At 61.6% G+C, this 18,217-nt stretch carries 16 protein-coding genes; 8 read left to right on the top strand and 8 right to left on the bottom strand.

Features of this window, described 5'->3' with window-relative positions:
• The first annotated feature begins 3 nt into the window (after positions 1-3).
• Together CXK91_RS03285 and CXK91_RS03280 are read left to right on the top strand one after the other, a co-directional pair.
• On the top strand, positions 4-1,269 hold the full coding sequence (locus CXK91_RS03285) for a HAMP domain-containing sensor histidine kinase (protein ID WP_103454943.1): 1,266 nt from the start codon (positions 4-6) through the stop codon (positions 1,267-1,269).
• Entirely contained in the window at positions 1,266-1,925 is a 660-nt protein-coding gene (locus tag CXK91_RS03280) for a response regulator transcription factor (RefSeq protein WP_103454942.1), read from the top strand. The genes CXK91_RS03285 and CXK91_RS03280 overlap by 4 nt, the downstream gene beginning before the upstream one ends.
• A gap of 61 nt (positions 1,926-1,986) precedes the next feature.
• Here the strand turns inward: CXK91_RS03280 and CXK91_RS03275 are convergent, their stop codons facing one another.
• From CXK91_RS03275 to exaA, 4 genes are all read right to left on the bottom strand, one after another.
• Positions 1,987-2,622: a 3'-5' exonuclease gene (locus CXK91_RS03275; protein ID WP_181003906.1), complete on the bottom strand. Its 636-nt coding sequence runs from the start codon at positions 2,620-2,622 to the stop codon at positions 1,987-1,989.
• Between the two features lie 166 nt (positions 2,623-2,788).
• On the bottom strand, positions 2,789-4,105 hold the full coding sequence (locus CXK91_RS03270; protein ID WP_103454940.1) for a methyl-accepting chemotaxis protein: 1,317 nt from the start codon (positions 4,103-4,105) through the stop codon (positions 2,789-2,791).
• 151 nt (positions 4,106-4,256) lie between these two features.
• Complete coding sequence (locus CXK91_RS03265) at positions 4,257-4,910, bottom strand: pentapeptide repeat-containing protein (protein WP_103454939.1); 654 nt, start codon at positions 4,908-4,910, stop codon at positions 4,257-4,259.
• A gap of 159 nt (positions 4,911-5,069) precedes the next feature.
• Positions 5,070-6,941 (bottom strand): quinoprotein ethanol dehydrogenase, encoded by a 1,872-nt coding sequence (exaA, locus tag CXK91_RS03260; protein ID WP_103454938.1) that lies wholly within the window; start codon positions 6,939-6,941, stop codon positions 5,070-5,072.
• 322 nt (positions 6,942-7,263) lie between these two features.
• On the opposite strand from exaA, the gene pedF reads away from it, so the two are divergent.
• From pedF to CXK91_RS03240, 4 genes are read left to right on the top strand one after another with little or no spacing between them, the layout of a single operon-like run.
• Positions 7,264-7,701 carry a cytochrome c-550 PedF gene (gene pedF / locus CXK91_RS03255; protein WP_103454937.1) on the top strand — a complete coding sequence of 146 codons (438 nt, stop codon included), beginning with the start codon at positions 7,264-7,266 and terminating at the stop codon, positions 7,699-7,701.
• Complete coding sequence (locus tag CXK91_RS03250) at positions 7,701-8,615, top strand: substrate-binding periplasmic protein (protein ID WP_103454936.1); 915 nt, start codon at positions 7,701-7,703, stop codon at positions 8,613-8,615. The genes pedF and CXK91_RS03250 overlap by 1 nt, the downstream gene beginning before the upstream one ends.
• Positions 8,616-8,665: 50 nt before the next feature.
• Positions 8,666-9,412 carry a quinoprotein dehydrogenase-associated SoxYZ-like carrier gene (locus tag CXK91_RS03245; protein ID WP_103454935.1) on the top strand — a complete coding sequence of 249 codons (747 nt, stop codon included), beginning with the start codon at positions 8,666-8,668 and terminating at the stop codon, positions 9,410-9,412.
• Between the two features lie 56 nt (positions 9,413-9,468).
• Positions 9,469-10,398, top strand: coding sequence for a quinoprotein relay system zinc metallohydrolase 1 (locus CXK91_RS03240; protein WP_103454934.1), 930 nt, complete (start codon positions 9,469-9,471; stop codon positions 10,396-10,398).
• A gap of 28 nt (positions 10,399-10,426) precedes the next feature.
• Here CXK91_RS03240 and CXK91_RS03235 read toward each other — a convergent pair whose 3' ends face one another.
• On the bottom strand, positions 10,427-11,665 hold the full coding sequence (locus CXK91_RS03235; protein WP_103454933.1) for an ABC transporter substrate-binding protein: 1,239 nt from the start codon (positions 11,663-11,665) through the stop codon (positions 10,427-10,429).
• A 279-nt stretch (positions 11,666-11,944) separates the two neighbouring features.
• Between CXK91_RS03235 and CXK91_RS03230 the strand changes: the two genes are divergently transcribed.
• Positions 11,945-13,720 (top strand): PQQ-dependent methanol/ethanol family dehydrogenase, encoded by a 1,776-nt coding sequence (locus CXK91_RS03230; RefSeq protein ID WP_103454932.1) that lies wholly within the window; start codon positions 11,945-11,947, stop codon positions 13,718-13,720.
• 103 nt (positions 13,721-13,823) lie between these two features.
• Here CXK91_RS03230 and CXK91_RS03225 read toward each other — a convergent pair whose 3' ends face one another.
• Positions 13,824-14,693, bottom strand: coding sequence for a helix-turn-helix domain-containing protein (locus CXK91_RS03225; protein ID WP_103455013.1), 870 nt, complete (start codon positions 14,691-14,693; stop codon positions 13,824-13,826).
• A 249-nt stretch (positions 14,694-14,942) separates the two neighbouring features.
• Here CXK91_RS03225 and CXK91_RS03220 point away from each other — a divergent pair, with 249 nt between their 5' ends.
• Positions 14,943-15,707, top strand: coding sequence for an SDR family NAD(P)-dependent oxidoreductase (locus CXK91_RS03220; RefSeq protein WP_103454931.1), 765 nt, complete (start codon positions 14,943-14,945; stop codon positions 15,705-15,707).
• Between the two features lie 72 nt (positions 15,708-15,779).
• Here CXK91_RS03220 and fabI read toward each other — a convergent pair whose 3' ends face one another.
• Both fabI and CXK91_RS03210 read right to left on the bottom strand, forming a co-directional pair.
• Positions 15,780-16,574 (bottom strand): enoyl-ACP reductase FabI, encoded by a 795-nt coding sequence (gene fabI / locus CXK91_RS03215; protein WP_003282073.1) that lies wholly within the window; start codon positions 16,572-16,574, stop codon positions 15,780-15,782.
• Positions 16,555-18,216 (bottom strand): ABC transporter ATP-binding protein, encoded by a 1,662-nt coding sequence (locus CXK91_RS03210; RefSeq protein ID WP_103454930.1) that lies wholly within the window; start codon positions 18,214-18,216, stop codon positions 16,555-16,557. The genes fabI and CXK91_RS03210 overlap by 20 nt, the downstream gene beginning before the upstream one ends.
• Between the last annotated feature and the right edge of the window lies 1 nt (position 18,217).

The following is an 18,217-nucleotide window of genomic DNA, read 5'->3' as shown; positions in this document are numbered from 1 at the left end:
GACATGTCCGCGCTCTGGCGAATCAATTTGCTTGTCACGCTGTTTTTTGCGCTGGTAACGCTGGTTTGCCTGGCGGTGCTTATCCGCCAGGCCAGCCATGACGTGCAGCGCGAGTTGGATGCCGCTGCTGCGGTGGTGGGTTATCTCAGTGAAATGGTCGAGCGTAATCCTGAGTCGTTGCGCCCGGGGCTTACCGATAGCCTGCGGCACATTCGCGTGCGTTGGCTGAAGGAGCAGGACGCTGACCTAAGTTCTGCTGAATCGAGGTTCGACGACTGGTTAGGTGCCTGGCTGTATCCGGCCGAGCAGGTTGCGCCAACGGTGGTAGGCCTGCCGAACGGCGAGCGCCTGCTGATCAGTGTCGACCCGAGTGATGAGGTCGAGGAGGTTCGAGATTCGCTGCTGCAGCTGCTGGTGTTGTTCGGCCTTGCGTTGCTGCTTTGCCTGCTGGCGATCCGCTGGGCGGTGCGGCCGGGGATGCGCGTGCTGGGCGAACTCCTGAGCGCGCTGGTGCGTATTGCCGACGGCCGCCTCGATACCCGTTTGCCGTCACATCGATTCGCCGAAGCTCGCCAACTGGCCGAGCGGTTCAATCATATGGCCGCTGCGCTTGAAGATACCCGGGCGGATAACGACCGGTTGACCCAGGCGCTGCTCGCCTTGCAGGAGCGCGAACGCACCCGGCTGGCGCAAGCGCTGCACGACGACCTTGGCCAGTATCTCGCCGGAATTCGCGCTCGGGTCTGCTTGCTTCGCGTGCAGGCGGACCAGCCGGATGCCGTACGTGAAAACGCGGCCCATCTCGAGCGACACAGCCTCGACCTGCAAAACGGCTTTCGTGCGCTGGTGCACGATCTATATCCGGTAATGCTCGATCACCTGGACCTTGAAGATGCTATCGATCAACTCGCCCAGCAATGGCAGAACACGCAGGGCATCGCGTGCGAAGTCCGGCGGCAGGGTGTGATTCCCGCGCTGTCGATGGATGCCAAGGTTCATCTATATCGCATGGTGCAAGAGGCGCTGACCAATGTAGCCCGCCACGCGCGCGCCACGCGAGTGAGGCTGCATTTGCACGGCACAGGCAACGGCCTGCGCTTGCTGCTCTGCGACAACGGTCACGGCTCGCCTCCGGAGCAGGCCGGGGTTGGCCTGCGCTCGATGGTCGAGCATGCGCGCTGCCTCGGCGCTCGGCTGCGCTTGAGGCATCGGCCAGGAAGTGGCTGGACGCTTTATTTGAACCTGGCATCGAAAGAGGTAGCGTCATGAAGATCCTGCTGGTGGATGACCATGCGGTGGTACGTCAGGGCTACGCCAGTCTGCTCACCGCGTTACTCCCAGAGGTGACGGTCAGCGAGGCGGCCAGTGGCGAGCAGGCGCTGCAGCAGGTGCAGGAGAGCATTCCCAGCCTGGTTGTCCTCGACTTGGGGCTGCCCGGCATCAGCGGGCTGGAAACCTGCCGCCGCCTGCGGCAGCGATTACCGCTGTTGCCGGTGCTGATCTTCAGCATGCACGATGAGCTGGCGCTGGTCCGTCAGGCATTGGATGCCGGGGCATCCGGCTATCTGACCAAGCGCTGCGCACCCGACGTGCTGGTCGAGGCGGTACGCAAGGTGCTCTCCGGGCAGTCCTTCATCGAGCAGCCGCTGGCCACCGAGCTGGCGTGCCAAAGGCCCTCACAGTCCCCGATGAAGGGGCGCTTGGCCGAGATGACGCCGCGGGAGATGGAGATCTTCATCATGCTCGCCCGCGGGATAGGCAACCGGGAGATTGCCGAGCGGCTGTGCATCAGCAGCAAGACTGTCTCGAACCATATGGCATTGCTGAAAAACAAGCTGGAGATCAGCTCCCAGGCGGAGCTGGTACACCTGGCTATTGATCAGGGCCTGTTGCGCGTCGGCGACCGGATGGTCTGCGAGGCCTGAGCAGGCCGCCCCCTGCACGGCGCAGCGCAGACCTGCTAAATGGGTAAGCGCAGGTCTGTGGTCAATTGCGGCCTTCGCCTAACAGCATTTGCTGCTGTTCGGCAGGCAGGCCGAGAAAGACCCTTAACGCTGCATAGGCGTCGTTCGCTGCATACGATTGCTGAGCCTCTGTCAGCGTGGCTCTTGCCCAGTTCGACGTTGCCACGCTGCGGGATTTACTGACCCGTGCGTTGAGCACTCCAGCTACAGCGCCGCGCAGGCCCACCTGACCCTTCTTGCCCTGATAGCGCAGGGTTGAACCGAGGTCGAGCAGCTGGTTCGCTTGGATATCCAGCCTGCTGCGCAGCCGGCTGCGATCGGACTTCAATCCGAATCCGATCTTCACGATATCCCGTGCCTGAAGCACGATACGAGCCGCTTCGATGCAACCTGGCGCGAACACCTGGAACAGATAGGCCTTGTCCGGCGTGGCAAACTGGATCAGATGCGGGCCGCTGGAAACCTCGCCGACCTTGAAGGTCGGTTTGGATTCGGTATCGAATCCGATGCAGCTGAATGCAGCTATTTCGTTTACCGCTGCACGAAAGTCGTCCGGCGTCGCTGGAGTGACGATGCGTTCGCACGTGATCCCCTCGAACGCTGGCAGCTTGTCGAGCTCAGCATGTTGCGGAATATGAATGATTAGTTTCTGGCTCAATCGTTGGATCCTCGGAAACCAGAAAGACAGGCAAAACACACCGCAGCCTGGAAGCATTCCATCGCGTGTTTTGAGCGCTCGCCAGACAGTTTGCATGCCCTCGCTATAGCGCAGTCCAGAAGACTGTCGCCATTGATTTCCTGGGCAATGGGGCGCCTGGTATTCATCAGGTCTTCAGTTGGCTGGCAAACTGCCCGACGGCGCTCACCACGCGTTGCGCACCGTCCTGAATCTCGACGATCACCGCACCAGCCTGGTTGGCGAACTCCAATCCCTGTTCGGCTTGGCTCCGGCTGGTGGACATGCTGCGTACAGCCGCTTGCGCGAGGTCCTGGTTCTTCTGCACCACACCAATGATTTCTTCTGCAGCATTGCTGGTTCGGGCGGCCAAATGGCGCACCTCATCAGCCACCACGGCGAAACCGCGGCCCTGGTCGCCAGCTCTCGCCGCTTCGATGGCTGCGTTGAGCGCCAGTAGATTGGTCTGGTCGGCGATGCCGCTGATGGTCTTCAGGATTGCACTGATCAGCTGGGACTGTTTGTCGAGCGCCTCGATGCCGTCGGAGGCCTGCTGCATCTGTTGCGCAATACGACGCATCACGTCGACCGTCTGCTGAACGACTTGGGCACCTCGCTGGGCGCTGAGGTCGGTGTGCCGCGAGGTATCGTAGGCAATGGTTGCGGCCTCGGCGACGGCCAGTTCACGGTTGACCTGATCGGTGACGACCGTGGCGAACTTGATCACCTTGTACAGTTTGCCGTGTGCGTCGTGTACCGGGTTGTAGGAGGCTTCGAGCCAAACCGTTTGGCCATGTGCGTCGATCCGCTTGAAGCGTTCGACGATGTATTCGCCGCGGTTCAGGCTGGACCAGAACTCCCGGTACGCAGCCGAGTCGGCTTCTTCGCGGTCGCAGAACATGCGGTGGTGCTTGCCCGTGATTTGCTCGAGGCGATAACCCATGCCGTCAAGAAAGCGCTTGTTTGCGGTGATGACATGCCCGCTCAGGTCGAATTCGATGACCGCGGTCGAGCGCATCAGGGCATTGATCACCGCCTCATGTTCGCGGGAGGTTTCGATGGTGCGCGTCAGGTTGGTCGCGCACAGGGTGAAGCGGTGCAGCGTGCCGTCCGAGCCCTTGATCGGTTGCCAGATGGAGCGTAGCCAGGCTTCCTTGCCATCGCCGCGCAGCAGCCGATAGGCACCACTGATGTGTTCGGCGCGCTGCATGGCGTTTTTCAGCCGAGCGTAATTGGGCTCGCCGCGAAACGGCTGAGTGAAGAAGTCGTCAAGTGGACGGCCGACAATATCGTCACGGCGATAGCCCATTTCGCTGAGGAACAGTTCGTTGGCGTGCTCGATGCGTCCTTGCCGGTCCACTTCCAAGACCATCATCTCCCTGTACAACGAGTCCTTGATCTGGCCGTTGATCGCGACTTCTTCGCGTAGCTCGGCCAGTTCTCGTTTGAGGTGATTGTTGAACATCGTATTTGCATCCAGTGGTGAGGCAAGACCGCCTAGTCATTAAGTCGGCGACTGGATGAATTTCGTGAGGAGGCGCAGCTACAGATTTCTCAATCAGGTCGATTGAGCCCGGCAATGACGACAAATCGCGCTTTGTTCGTGGACTGGTTTGTCATTTTTCCCAGTCGTGCGGGCAGTCCTTGCAGCCTTCCATGTTAGTCCCCTGAAAGGTCGCGTAATGCCTGCGCGCACCGGTCAGCACGGCATCGCCCAGATTGGCATCGTTGAGCTTCGCCTCCTGCAGGTTGGCATCGGTCAGATCGGCACCCTTGAGATCCGCTTTGCTGAGCCAGGTCATTTCCAGATCCGCAGCGCGCAGATTGCTGTCGTGCATCTTTGCGCCGCTCATACGAGCAAACTCAAGATAGGCACCGGTGAGGTCAGCGCCCTTGAACTGCGCCGCCTGGGCGAAGAGGCCCCAGCCTTGAATGGCAATCAGCCGGGCGTTGGTGAAATTTGCCAGGCGCAGATTGGCCTGCTGCAGGCTCGCGCGGTTCAGGGTGGCGTCGGTAAGGTCGGCCTTTTCCAGATTGGCTAGATCGAGCACAGCATGACGCAGATTCGCACCTGACAGATTGGCACCGGCGAGGTTTATCCGTCGAAGATCCTGATTGCTGAGGTCGGCACCGCGCAGGTCGGCGTTGGCACACTGACTATCGGGTTCAAGGACGCAGCCGTTGATGGTCAGAGGCCCGCCCTCGGCGGCAAAGGTTGCGCTGCTGGCCAGAAGCGCCAGTGGCAGTAGCAGGTGGGGGAGTGTAGTCATGACGATTCATCCGGGGAGTAGGCGGAAAGGAGCGCTCGCGCGGCATTTCTGGCTTATCGGCGAGAGCGCCAACTCGTTGCCGACTTGCCAGACGTACCGCGTGAAGCGCTGTACCTTGGTGCTGAGGCGTGCCCGCCGCTATGACGGGCACGCTTTAGCTCATCGCTTCGCGGTCTTGTTTTCCCAGTCCGGCAATTTGAACACCCAGAAGGAGCCGCCCTGGGCGACCGGTTTGGTCAGCACGGCCATGTCTCCGCCCCACAGCGGTACGGCACCACCGTAGCCGACGGTCACGCCGACGTACTGCTCGCCGTCCTGGACCCAGGTGACTGGCGGCGAGATGATTCCGCTGCCGGTCTGGAACTTCCACAGCTCCTCACCGGTTTTTGCATTGAAGGCCTTGAAGTAGCCGTCGCTGGTGCCCGTGAAGACCAGGTTGCCCTTGGTGGCCAATACGCCGGCCCACAACGGCAGTTTTTCCTTGTGCTCCCATTCCACCTTGCCGGTGGTGGGGTTCATCGCGCGAAGAATACCGACGTGATCGTCGAACATGCGCTTGATACGGAAACCCTGACCGAGGTAGGCCGAGCCCTTCTTGTAGCTGACTTCTTCGGTCCAGTAGTCCTCTTTCCAATGGTTGGCCGGCACATAGAACAGGCCAGTGTCCTGGCTGTACGCCATGGGGTTCCAGTTCTTGCCGCCAAGGAACGGCGGGGAGACCTCCACCGATTTGCCGTGTTTCTCGCCGGGTTCCGGCTTGGGCGGGCGTTGGCCCTCGTTCTCAACCGGACGGCCGGTTTCCAGGTCGATATGGCTGGCCCAGGTGATGCCGTCGACGAAAGGGAAGGCGTTCTGCAGTTTGCCGTCCTTGCGGTCGACTACATAAAAGAAACCGTTACGGTCAGCGTGGGCAGTGGCCTTGACGGTCTTGCCGTTCTTGTCCTTGTAGTCGAACAGCACCAGTTCGTTGTTGCCGGAAAAGTCCCAGGCGTCGTTTGGCGTGTGCTGGTAGAACCACTTCACCTCGCCAGTACTTGGGTCGACGCCGACCTGACCGGAGGTATACAGGCTGTCGTAATCCTTCGGGTTTCCGCCGTCGCTAGTGCGCTCCCAGCCATTCCACGGGGCCGGGTTACCGGCGCCGACGATGATCGTGTTGGTTTCCGGGTCAAAGCTGGCGCTCTGCCATGGAGCGCCGCCGCCCTGGCTCCAGGCTTCTTTCTTGCCGGTCGGGTGGTTGGGATCATCCGGCCAGGACGGCGCTTTGATGTCGCCGGTGGGGGTACTGTCCTTGCCGTTGAGGCGCCCCATGTGGCCCTCGACGAAAGGGCGCATCCAGACTTCTTCACCGGTATCCGGGTCGCGAGCGAATAGCTTGCCGACGATACCGAACTCGTCACCCGAGCTGCCGTGTACCAGCAGCACCTTGCCGGTCTTGCCATCCTTCACCAGAGTCGGCGCCCCGGTCATGGTGTAGCCGGCGGCATGATCACCGAATTTCTTGTTCCAGACGACCTTGCCGGTGTCTTTGTTCAGTGCGACGAGGCGCGCATCGAGCGTGCCGAAGTAGATCTTGTCGCCATAAATGGCGGCGCCGCGGTTGACCACGTCGCAGCAGGGGCGGATGTCGTCGGGCAGACGATGTGCGTAGCTCCACAGGCGCTTGCCGGTCTTGGAATCCAGCGCGAAGACGCGGGAGTAGGAACCGGTCACGTAGATCACGCCGTCATGGATGATGGCCTGGGATTCCTGTCCGCGCTGCTTCTCGTCACCGAATGAAAACGACCAGGCCGGAGTCAGCTTGAACACATTGTTTTCGTTGACCTGAGCCAGCGGGCTCCAGCGCTGGGCGTTGGTGCCCATGCCGTACTGCAGCACGTTGCTGGTGGTCACGTGATCGTTGGCGATGTCTTCCCAGCTGACCGGTTTGGCTAGTGCAGCACCTGCCCAGGCGAGGCTGCCGGCCAGTGCCAGGCATTGCACGGCGACGGCGAGTGGGCGTTTGATGCCGGGGTGCGATCTTGTTGTCATGGTTGCGATTCCCTTGGTCGATTCGGACGAGGCCGCCGTATAGCGGTGGCCTGGCGATTCGATTATTGGGAGAGCGCCGCCGAAGCCGACACGGAAAATCTCCCGGTAAGACCGGGAATACTTCCCAAACGCCCGGTGTTTGGCCTTGCTACCGGAGTGGCGTGCGGGCTGCTGCAAAAGGTGGTGGCAAAACCCAGTACCAAGGGAGGAGATGCAGGCGTCCAAAGCAGGATTCTGCCAGCCCGCTCGCCCCTCCAACATGACCACCATGCGCTCCGATGGGGGCTGCCTTGCACAGGTTCTCGAATAGAGGGTGGTAGTCATGAATAACAAGATCTTTTTGCGCTCACTGCTGGCAGCGGGTTTCCTCGGTATGGCTGGTCTGGTCATGGCCCACGGCGATGTGACGCCGCAGGCAGTGAACACCAAAGGTCTGCCATCGCTCGGTGAAGAATGGCTGGACGAAAACCCCTACCGCGCTCCGAACGAGCACTATGATGTGGCCGTGGAAATCGGCTCCTCTGCCTACAACCAGAACTGCGCCCGTTGCCATGGCCTGGAAGCCATTTCCGGCGGCATTGCGCCTGATCTGCGTGAGCTCGAGGCCAGCTACGACGGTGACGAGTGGTACAAGGAGCGGGTAATCAACGGTGCGGTGCGTGACGGCGCCGTTTACATGCCGCGCATGGCCGACACGCTCAGCCAGGAAGCGCTGTGGGCCATCCGCACCTATATCGAAAGCGAAGCGGCCAAGCAGTGATGAACGCCGTGCGGCTCGTTCTGGCGTTGTGGCTGACGCTCTGTTGCGCATTGGCGCAGGCGGATGTGGTCAAGGTGCGCGCCTTCGATGACATCATCGAGTCCGGCGTGCTCAAGGTGGCGATGTACGAGAACTTCCCTCCGTACAGCTATCAGCAGGACGGGGAGCCGCGCGGGGTCGATGTCGAACTGGCGCGCAAGCTGGCTGAAGGGCTTGGCTTGAAGCTGCAGTTGCTATGGGTGAGCCCGGACGAAACGCTGGACGATGACCTGCGCAACTTCATCTGGAAGGGGCATTACTTGCGTCCGGACGTACTGGCCGATGTGATGCTCCGCGTGCCATACGATCGTGAGTTTGCCTACAAGCGCAACGAGTTGGGTGAGGTGATCAACGAGCTGGTGGTGATGTTCGGTCCCTATCAGCGTGAACGCTGGCAGACCGCTTACGATGATCGCCGTGTGGATGAAGTGCCAAGCGTGGCGATCTTCCAGTACCACCCGATAGGGGTGGAGGTCGATAGCGTGCCCTCGTTTTATCTGTCCTCGGTATTCGAAGGGCGGTTGGCGAAAAATACCCATCACTACCCAAGCGTGCAGCAGGCCTTCGCCGCGCTGCGGCAGGGCGAAGTGGATGCAACCATGGCCATGCGTGGGGAAATCGAATGGCTGCTCCACCAGGCCAGCGATGACCACCTGAAACTCGCCGAGAATGCGTACCCGAACATGGGCAAGCAGGTGTGGGATCTGGGCATGGCGGTGCATGAATCCAACCGGCAGCTGGCCTACGCGCTGGAAGAGGTGCTGGAACCGCTTATTCTTGAAGGTCAGCTGGAGAAACTCTATGCCAGCTATGGATTGAGCTACGAGTTGCCCGGGTTGTACCAGGATGTGGAGAGCGACGTGGCTGGTCGCTGACCGGCAGCGCCATGCCGATCCCGCCGCGGATCGCCGTTCGAGGAGTCGATATGAGCGTCCGAATCTTGCTGCTGCTAAGCGCCTTCCTGACATCGCCCGTGATGGCGGCTGAGGCCGACCCGCTGCAGTCGGTGATGTGGGAATACCACCACAAGGGCCTGCTCGACGGCGAGCCCTACGTGTTCGACGAACGCGTACAGGTCCAGGTGCCGCCGTTCGCCGAGGACTCCCGCCAGGTGCCAATACACATCGATGCCCGCGCCCTGGGCGATGAGGTTGTGCGCATCGAGGCGTGGGCCGACCTCAACCCGATCCCGCGTATCTTCACCTTTACTCCTGGCGACCAAGTGCTGCCGCTGGTGGCGATTCGCATTCGGGTCGAACAGGCGACGCCGATTCGCGCTGCCGTGCTGACGCGTGACGGCTTATGGCACATCGGCTCGGCCAAGGTCGATGCCGCAGGCGGCGGCTGCACGGCGCCGAGCGTTGTGCGCGCACAGCAAGGCTGGGAAGACCGGCTAGGGGAGGTGATTGGTGGGCGCTTTCCACGGGGCGACCTCAGCCGGCTACGCGTGCAGGTATCCCACCCCATGGATAACGGCCTGGTGGGCGGTATCCCCGAGTTCTTTCTCAATCAGGCCGAGCTGCGCGATGCGCACGGCCAGGTTCTGGCAGCGCTGGAGCTGTATCCCGCTGTCAGCGAAAACCCCAGTCTGAGCCTGGAAGTGAAGGGCAGTCAGGACACCCGTCTATGGCTGCGCGACAACAACGGCAACGAGTTCGAAGCAGCCTTCTAGCCGTGCGCTCGCGGTCGTGAATGCGCCAAGCCTGCAAACCAAGCCAAGGAGGCGTCATGCGCCTGTTCATGCTTATCTTCGCGTTCTGTCTGGTGCTGCCCGTACAGGCCGAGCTGCATTACGCCCTACAGCCACGGCAGATCGCCGATGACGTCTGGCTGCTGGAAGGGGCCACCGACAACTTCGACAAGCGCAATGGCGGCAATATCGTCAACACGGGATTCATCGTCACGGATGCCGGCGTGGTGGTGATCGACAGCGGGCCGTCCAGGCGTTACGGCGAGGCGATGCGCGCGGCCATCGCCAGCGTTACCGACCGGCCGGTGGTCAAGGTTCTGCTCACTCATCACCACCCCGACCATGTGCTGGGCAACCAGGCGTTCGCCGATGTACCCATCGCTGCGCTGGTTGGCACTACCGAATTGCTGCGCGAGCAGGGCAATGCCATGGCGGAGAACATGTACCGCCTGGTCGGCGACTGGATGCGTGGCACCGAGGTGATGCTGCCAAATGAAACGCTTGAGCCCGGCGCCCTGCAGATCGGCAATCGCACGCTGCGTCTGCTGGCGCTACGCGGTCATACCGGAGCAGACCTGGCAATTCTCGATGAACGCAGTGGCGTACTCTTCGCCGGCGACATCCTCTTTTATCAGCGCGCGCTGACTACGCCGAACAGCCCGGGCCTGGACGTTTGGCTGGATGATCTCGATACCCTGCAGGCGCTACCCTGGAAGTTGCTGGTGGCCGGTCATGGCCCGGTGGCCGACGACGCCGAGCCCTTCACACAGATGCGCGATTACCTCGCTTGGCTGGACGCCTTGTTGCGCGATGCAGCCAGCACGGGCGCAGACATGAATGAGGTGATTCAGAGCCCGATCCCGGAGCGTTTCGCCGGCATCAGCTTGACCCGTTACGAGCTGATTCGCAGCGTCAGCCATCTGTATCCGCGCTACGAAGCCATGGCGCTGCCGCGCGTCGACGAGTGAAGGCGCGCCAGGTTGTCGTGGACAGCCGCTACTGCAGTTGCAGTTGATCACCACGTTCCTGCTGCCAATCGTCCAGGCTTGGTGCCGCTTCTTCACCATCCATGCGATGGATGATCGTGAAATAGTCCTGCTTGAAACGGTCCTGCATGATCTCGCTGCGATCTCGAACCCGCACAGCGTAGATGCTCTGGACGTTCTGGTGGTCGAAGTCGCGCCAGTACTGCTCATCCTTCAGCAGGCTGTAGCGATGGTTCTCAAGCGCCGCGATGACGGCTTCGCTATCGAGTCGGCCAGCCCGCCTTACGCCGTCGGCCCATTGCTGGACGATGCTGTACGCCGACGCCGCAGTGCTACCGGGGTAGCCTTGGTGCAGCGCGATGAAACGCTCGACGAATGCCTGTCCGGCTTCACTTTTTTCTCGCTGCGGCACCCGCCAGGTCCAGGCCTCGGTACCGATGACATTTTCCATCACCAGTGGCCCGGCTTGCTCAACGATGCTCTGCGTGAGGTTGGGCACGATGATCTGCATGCGCTTGCCCAAATCCAGTGTCTGCGCCAGGCGCATGGTCTGCACCAGATCCTCGCCAAGCAGCACGATCACCAGCACATCTGCTTGACTGGCAGCGGCCTTTTGCAGAGCGCTCAGGTAATCGCCGCGTCGAGCACCGCGCTCAGCGATCTTCGAGTAGCCATGACGAGCGCGGTCGCGGCTCTTGGTCGCTTCGCGCAGGGCCTGCTCCATGCTGCGCCCCCACGCATCATCGAGGCTGATGTAGTGGTAGCGTCGGTTTGGCATGTGCCAGCTCAGGTATTCACCCAACACGCGCGCGCTCATCCAGGCGCTATTTGATTCACGAAACAGATGACGATGACCGTCACGTCCGGTGATCTCGTTGGCGTAGCCGAGAGTCGGGAAATAGAGAAGCCCGAGTTCGCGGGCACGCTGGCCGGCAGTGAGCGCCTCCTCGCTATTGGCGCCGCCGAATACCATCGCCACGCCCTGGCTGGCGAATCGCTCGACGTTCGCTCGGGCCTTTTCCGCACGGGCTGCGGAGTTGAGGCTGACCAGTTCCAGCGGGCGCCCGAGCACACCGCCAGCTTGGTTGATCTGCTCGACGGCGAGCATGGCGCCACGGCGTAGCTCCAGCCCTTCGGACTTGTAATTGCCGGTACTCGGGTAGTTGAGCCCGAGGCGAATCGGTGTGGCTGCGTGAGCGACGGTGAATGTAAGGGCGGTGAGGGCGATGATCAGGGTAGGGCGCAACATGGCTCGTATCCTTCTGAGCGAGGGGTCGTCCGTTTTAGGGGCTGAGCGGGCACAGCGGAATAGTCTTTTCCGGCTGAATGGCTGCGACTTCGGTGCCGCTGGCGGCCCGTAACGAGCAGCAAAAGCAGGGTTTGCGCTGCTTGCGGGGGAGTATTGCTACCAAGGGAGTAGGGAAATCGGTACTGCGGGCAATTGTTGGCGAGGCGGCGCAAACCAAGAATCAACGGCAGACCGGGAAAATTTCCCGGCATAACAATGAACCCGCAGAGGTAAGCCGCAATGAAGCACACCGGTCTTCGCAAGCCCTTCGCCCTGACGGCGCTATGCGCCGCGGTGGCGATGTCCAGCCTGCACGCCTGGGCCGTAACCGACCAGGAAATCCTCGACGACGCCAAGTCCACCCATCAGATCGTCACCAATGGTCTGGGCTTGCAGGGCCAGCGCTACAGCCCCCTGGAAACGTTGAATACAAATAACATCAATCAGTTGCGACCGGTTTGGGGCTTCTCTCTCGGCGGTGAAAAGCAGCGCGGCCAGGAAGCACAGCCGCTGATCAAGGACGGCGTGATGTACATCACCGGCTCCTATTCGCGTGTCTATGCGGTAGACGCCCGCACCGGTAAAGAGCTGTGGCAGTACGATGCGCGCCTGCCGGACGGCATCATGCCGTGCTGCGACGTGATCAACCGCGGCGTTGCGCTGTATGACGATCTGGTTATCTTCGGCACCCTGGATGCCAAGCTGGTCGCCCTGAACAAGGACACTGGCAAGGTGGTCTGGAAGAAGACCGTTGCGGATTACAAGGCCGGTTACTCGCTGACTTCTGCACCGCTTGTGGTCAACGGCAAGCTCATTACCGGTGTCTCCGGCGGCGAGTTCGGCGTGGTCGGTAAAGTCGAGGCGTACAACCCGAAGAATGGCGATCTGCTGTGGACCCGTCCTACCGTGGAAGGCCACATGGGTTACGTCTGGAAGGATGGCAAGAAGGTCGAAAGTGGAATTTCCGGCGGCGAAGCCGGCAAAACCTGGCCTGGCGATCTCTGGAAGACTGGCGGTGCAGCGCCCTGGCTGGGCGGCTACTACGATCCGGATACCGATTCGCTGCTGTTCGGCACCGGTAACCCCGCTCCGTGGAACTCGCACCTGCGCCCTGGCGACAACCTGTTCTCGTCTTCGCGTCTGGCACTGGACCCGAACGACGGCTCGATCAAATGGCATTTCCAGTCCACTCCGCATGACGGCTGGGACTTCGACGGTGTGAACGAGCTGATCTCCTTCGACTATCAGGAAGGCGGCAAGACCATCAAGGCCGCCGGTACTGCAGACCGCAACGGCTTCTTCTACGTGCTGGATCGTACCAACGGCAAGTTCATCCGCGGCTTCCCGTTTGTCGACAAGATCACCTGGGCCAAGGGCCTGGACAAGACTGGCCGTCCGATCTTTGACGATACCCACCGACCCGGTAACCCCGGCGACGCCGACAAAGGCAAATCCGTGTTCGTCGCGCCTTCCTTCCTGGGCGGCAAGAACTGGATGCCGATGGCCTACAGCCAGGACACGGGTCTGTTCTACGTGCCGTCCAACGAGTGGGGCATGGACATCTGGAACGAGGGTGTTGCCTACAAGAAGGGCGCCGCCTACCTGGGTGCCGGTTTCACCATCAAGCCGCTCAACGACGACTTCATCGGTGTACTACGCGCCATCGACCCGAAGACCGGCAAGGAAGTGTGGCGTTATAACAACTACGCTCCGCTATGGGGCGGCGTTTTGGCCACCAAGGGCAACCTGGTCTTCACTGGTAACCCTGAGGGCTACCTGATGGCCTTCGACGCCAAGACCGGTAAGAAGGTCTACGAGTTCAACACCGGCTCGGGTGTGATCGGTTCTCCGGTTACCTGGGAAATGGACGGCGAGCAGTACGTCTCCGTTCTGTCCGGCTGGGGTGGTGCGGTACCGCTGTGGGGCGGTGAAGTCGCCAAGCGGGTGAAGGAGTTCAATCAGGGCGGCATGCTCTGGACCTTCAAGCTGCCGAAGGATCAGGTCGCCAAGCGCTGATCAGCCTGCGTGGCGGAAACCCGGCGAACGTCGGATTTCTGCAAACTGAACCCCGGTCATCACGACCGGGGTTTTGTCTTTCTGGCGCCCCAGCAAAGGCAGCTCATGCCTGGCGATAGGTGCTGGGCGTGACGCCGACCGCGCGGCGGAATACCAGAGAGAAGTGGCTCGGGCTCGAATAGCCCACCTCCAGTCCGATGTCGATGACGCTGCGCTGTGTTTCGATCAGCAGTCGGCGCGCCCGCGCCATGCGCAGGTCGATGAAGTACTGTGAAGGCGAGAGCCCGGTGGCACGTTTGAACATCCGGCTGAAGTGGTATTCGCTCAGCTCGGCGATTCGTGCCAGCTGAGCAAGACTGAAATCCTCGGCTAGCTGTGCATCCATCGCTTCGATCACCCGCCGCAGCTTGTAGGCAGGCAAGGCATTACTGCGCCGGACGGCGTCTTGCGGATCCCGATAGTGGCGCACCAGATGCACGGCCAGTGCCTGGGCCAGTCCGCGAATGCAAAGCAGGCTAGGCTCGCGCTGGTCGACCAGCTCGTGGTGCAGTTTCTCCATCAACCAGCGAATCGTTTCATCGTGGGCACCGGATACATCCAGCAATGCAAGCGCTGCGCTCTGCGGCCCGAGCAGTTCCTGTGCTGCTTGGTCGATGAGTGGCAGGCCGAGATACAGGTGCATCACCTCGAAGCGGTCGCCCTCCAGCGCCTGCCAACGCATTTCGTACGGCTCATGGGTATCGGTCAGGAAGAAGTCGCCGGCCCTGACCGTTGCGGTGCTCCATTGCCCACCCGGCGTACGCTCCTCGACGCGTGCCGCACCGGCCAGTACCAGCACCAGCAGCGGCTCTACCACCGCCGGCACCTGTATTGGCTCGACGATCGTGCGATGGCTGAAGAGCTGCACCACCACGTCCTGCATCGGCGGCTGCTGTGCGGTCGCGTGCGCTTCACCAGGCAGGTAATGGCTCATCGACTGGGGGCTGGCCTGCCCCGCATGGGGCCGTGGCGGGGCTTGTGATAACCGCGGCATGGCTTGCTCCTTGGCAAGAACTGCAAGTGATCGACGCGAAAGGGTAGCGCAGGACCCGGCGTCCGGCAGATCGATGCTGCGCGCAAAACCCCGATAGCCAGCGCAAGTGTGCGAGAGCTCAGACTGCTGCGATGGGGGACAGTTAACCCATCGCGCCTCGTGGCGCAGTACATAAGAGAGGAGAGCACCATGACCGATTCAAATAACTGTGTCGTTCAGGAAGTCGAAGGCAAGGTCGCGCTGATCACCGGCGCTGCCAGTGGCATCGGCAGGGCCATCGCCTTGCTGCTGCACGAGCGAGGCGCCAAGGTCATCGCCGAAGACATCAACCCAGCCGTCGAGGAGCTTGCTCGGCCGGGGCTGGTGCCGCTGCTGGCGGACATTACCGAGGATGGCGCAGCCGAGCATGCGGTCGGCCTGAGCATCGAGCATTTCGGTCGGTTGGATATCCTGGTCAACAACGCCGGCATCATCATCAACAAGTTGGTGGTGGACATGACTCGCGAGGATTGGGAACGCATCCAGGCGGTCAACGTAACCGCGGCCTTTCTGCATTGCCGTGAAGCGGTCAAGGCGATGACGCCGAACGGGTCGGGGGCGATCGTCAACATTGCTTCCTATGCGTCCTATTTCGCCTTTCCGACCATCGCGGCCTACACGGCATCCAAAGGCGCATTGGCCCAGCTGACCCGCACGCTGGCGCTGGAGGCGATCGAGCATGGCATTCGAGTCAATGCCATCGGCGTCGGTGACGTGGTGACCAACATCCTCAACGACGTGGTCGAGGACGGCCCGGGCTTTCTCGCCCAGCATGGCGAAGCCGCACCCATCGGTCGTGCGGCGCAGCCGAAGGAGATCGCTGAGATCGTCGCTTTTCTCGCCTCGGAGCGGGCCAGCTTCATGGTGGGCTCGGTGGTCATGGCCGATGGCGGCATGACGGTCACGGCCGGTTGATACCGCCCCAGAAACACGAACCCCGCCAGTAGGCGGGGTTCGGTGCTTTACGTTACGTAGACAGGCGCGGGATCAGTCTTCCAGCGAGCCCATCGCGGTGGTGTTGAAACCGCCATCGACGTAGAGGATTTCACCGCTGATACCCGAGGCGAGATCGGAGCAGAGGAAGGCACCGGCATTGCCGACTTCGTCGATGGTGACGTTGCGGCGCATCGGGGTCTGCTTCTCGTTGGCAGCGAGCATCTTGCGGAAGCTGGCGATGCCGGAGGCGGCCAGGGTACGGATCGGGCCGGCGGAGATGCAGTTCACGCGAGTGCCTTCCGGGCCGAGGCTGCCGGCCAGGTAACGAACGCCAGCTTCCAGGCTGGCCTTGGCCATGCCCATGACGTTGTAGTTCGGCATGGTGCGCTCGGCGCCCAGGTAGGAAAGGGTCAGCAGGCTGCCATTGCGGCCCTTCATCATTTCGCGGCCGGCCTTGGCCAGGGCAACGAAGCTGTAGGCGCTGATGTCGTGAGCGATCTTGAAGCCTTCACGGGTGGTGACTTCGGTGAAGTCGCCATTGAGCTGGTCGCCCGGAGCAAAGCCGACGGAGTGTACGATGCAGTCCAGGCCGTCCCACTTCTTGCTCAGTTCTTCGAATACGCGCGCGATCTCTTCATCGTTGGCAACGTCGCAGGGGAAGCACAGCTCAGGGCTCGAGCCCCAACCGGAAGCGAATTCCTCGACGCGACCCTTGAGCTTGTCGCCCTGGTAGGTGAAAGCCAGTTCTGCACCTTCGCGATGCATGGCGGCGGCGATGCCCGAGGCAATCGACAGTTTGCTGGCAACGCCGACGATCAGTACGCGCTTACCGGTGAGAAAACCCATGTGCTTGTCCCTCTTCTGGTTGTTCGGCAGAGCTGGGTGCCATGAAGGCGGATTCCAGCAGCTGCTGTGTATACGGATGTTGCGGTGCCGCAAAAATGTCCGCGGCCGCACCCTGTTCCACCACCTGGCCCTGCTTGACCACCATCATCTGGTGGCTGAGCGCTCTGACCACCGCCAGGTCATGGCTGATGAACAGGTAGGTCAGGTTGTACTTGGCCTGCAACGAGCGCAGAAGCTCCACCACCTGGCGTTGTACCGTGCGATCGAGCGCCGAGGTCGGCTCGTCGAGCAGTATCAGCGCCGGCTTCAAAACCAGAGCCCGGGCAATGGCAATACGTTGCCGTTGTCCGCCGGAAAACTCATGGGGGTAGCGATGCCGGGTGTCCGGATCAAGGCCAACCTCCACGAGCGCGTCAATGATTGCCTGTTCCTGTTCCTGCGCATTACCCATCCTGTGGATGCGCAGTCCCTCGCCAATGATCTGCCCGACCGACATACGCGGGCTCAGGCTACCGAAGGGGTCCTGAAAGACCACCTGCATCTGCCGGCGCAACGGCCGTATCTGGCGCTGCGACATGCTTTGCAGGTGCTGGCCCTGGAAGCGGATCTCGCCCCGACTACCCAACAACCGAAGAATAGCCAATCCAAGCGTGGACTTACCGGAACCGCTCTCGCCGACGATACCCAGCGTCTGCCCCTTGGGCAGGCTGAAGTTCACGCCGTCGACCGCCTTGATGTGGTCGACGGTGCGTCGCAATAGCCCTTTCTTTATCGGGAACCACACGCGCAGATCTTCGACTTCCAGCAGTGGCGCCGCTTCCTCGACTGCCACAGGACCGCCACTGGGCTCAGCCGCCAGCAGTTCCTGGGTGTAAGGATGCTGGGGTGAGCGGAACAGATCTTCACACAACGCCTGTTCGACGACGCGACCGCGCTGCATGACACATACACGATGGGCGATGCGTCTGACCAGGTTGAGATCGTGGCTGATCAACAGCAGGGACATCCCCAGGCGTGCCTGCAATTCCTTGAGCAATTCGAGGATTTTCAGCTGCACGGTGACGTCCAGCGCAGTGGTGGGTTCGTCGGCGATCAGCAGCTCGGGCTCGTTGGCCAGCGCCATGGCGATCACCACCCGTTGCCGCTGCCCGCCCGACAGCTCGTGCGGGTAGGCGCGGATGCGCTTGTGCGGTTCGGGAATGCCGACTAGCTCGAGCAACTCCAGCGTCCGGGCGCTGGCCGCCTTGCCGCGCAGTCCCTTGTGAATCTCCAGCACCTCGTTGATCTGCTTGCCCACGGTATGCAGCGGGTTGAGCGAGGTCATCGGTTCCTGGAAAACCATGGCGATGCGATTGCCACGGATTTTGCGCATTGCCTTTTCGTCGGCCTTGAGCAGGTCCTGGCCATGGAACAGGATCTGGCCCTGAGGGTGACGGGCAAGCGGGTAGGGCAGCAGTCGCAGAATGGAATGGGCTGTGACCGACTTGCCCGAGCCGCTTTCGCCAACCAGTGCCAGGGTTTCACCCTTGCGAATATCGAAGGTCACGCCTTCGACGACGCGCTGGGCCTGCTCGCCGGTAACGAACTCGACGGCCAGGTCGCGGACCTCGACCAGATTCTCGGCAATCGGTTGTTCGGCCATG

Origin of the sequence: Stutzerimonas stutzeri, from assembly GCF_002909485.1 — a bacterium.
In the GTDB taxonomy this organism is placed as follows: domain Bacteria; phylum Pseudomonadota; class Gammaproteobacteria; order Pseudomonadales; family Pseudomonadaceae; genus Stutzerimonas; species Stutzerimonas stutzeri_AH.
This window is presented reverse-complemented; position numbering and strand designations above follow the sequence as displayed.

Coding starts and splice junctions, on each gene's coding strand:
- CXK91_RS03285 (WP_103454943.1), top strand. CDS start 4: ATGTCCGCGCTCTGGCGAATCAATTTGCTTGTCACGCTGTTTTTTGCG.
- CXK91_RS03280 (WP_103454942.1), top strand. CDS start 1,266: ATGAAGATCCTGCTGGTGGATGACCATGCGGTGGTACGTCAGGGCTAC.
- CXK91_RS03270 (WP_103454940.1), bottom strand. CDS start 4,105: ATGTTCAACAATCACCTCAAACGAGAACTGGCCGAGCTACGCGAAGAA.
- CXK91_RS03265 (WP_103454939.1), bottom strand. CDS start 4,910: ATGACTACACTCCCCCACCTGCTACTGCCACTGGCGCTTCTGGCCAGC.
- exaA (WP_103454938.1), bottom strand. CDS start 6,941: ATGACAACAAGATCGCACCCCGGCATCAAACGCCCACTCGCCGTCGCC.
- pedF (WP_103454937.1), top strand. CDS start 7,264: ATGAATAACAAGATCTTTTTGCGCTCACTGCTGGCAGCGGGTTTCCTC.
- CXK91_RS03250 (WP_103454936.1), top strand. CDS start 7,701: ATGAACGCCGTGCGGCTCGTTCTGGCGTTGTGGCTGACGCTCTGTTGC.
- CXK91_RS03245 (WP_103454935.1), top strand. CDS start 8,666: ATGAGCGTCCGAATCTTGCTGCTGCTAAGCGCCTTCCTGACATCGCCC.
- CXK91_RS03240 (WP_103454934.1), top strand. CDS start 9,469: ATGCGCCTGTTCATGCTTATCTTCGCGTTCTGTCTGGTGCTGCCCGTA.
- CXK91_RS03235 (WP_103454933.1), bottom strand. CDS start 11,665: ATGTTGCGCCCTACCCTGATCATCGCCCTCACCGCCCTTACATTCACC.
- CXK91_RS03230 (WP_103454932.1), top strand. CDS start 11,945: ATGAAGCACACCGGTCTTCGCAAGCCCTTCGCCCTGACGGCGCTATGC.
- CXK91_RS03225 (WP_103455013.1), bottom strand. CDS start 14,693: ATGAGCCATTACCTGCCTGGTGAAGCGCACGCGACCGCACAGCAGCCG.
- CXK91_RS03220 (WP_103454931.1), top strand. CDS start 14,943: ATGACCGATTCAAATAACTGTGTCGTTCAGGAAGTCGAAGGCAAGGTC.
- fabI (WP_003282073.1), bottom strand. CDS start 16,574: ATGGGTTTTCTCACCGGTAAGCGCGTACTGATCGTCGGCGTTGCCAGC.
- CXK91_RS03210 (WP_103454930.1), bottom strand. CDS start 18,216: ATGGCCGAACAACCGATTGCCGAGAATCTGGTCGAGGTCCGCGACCTG.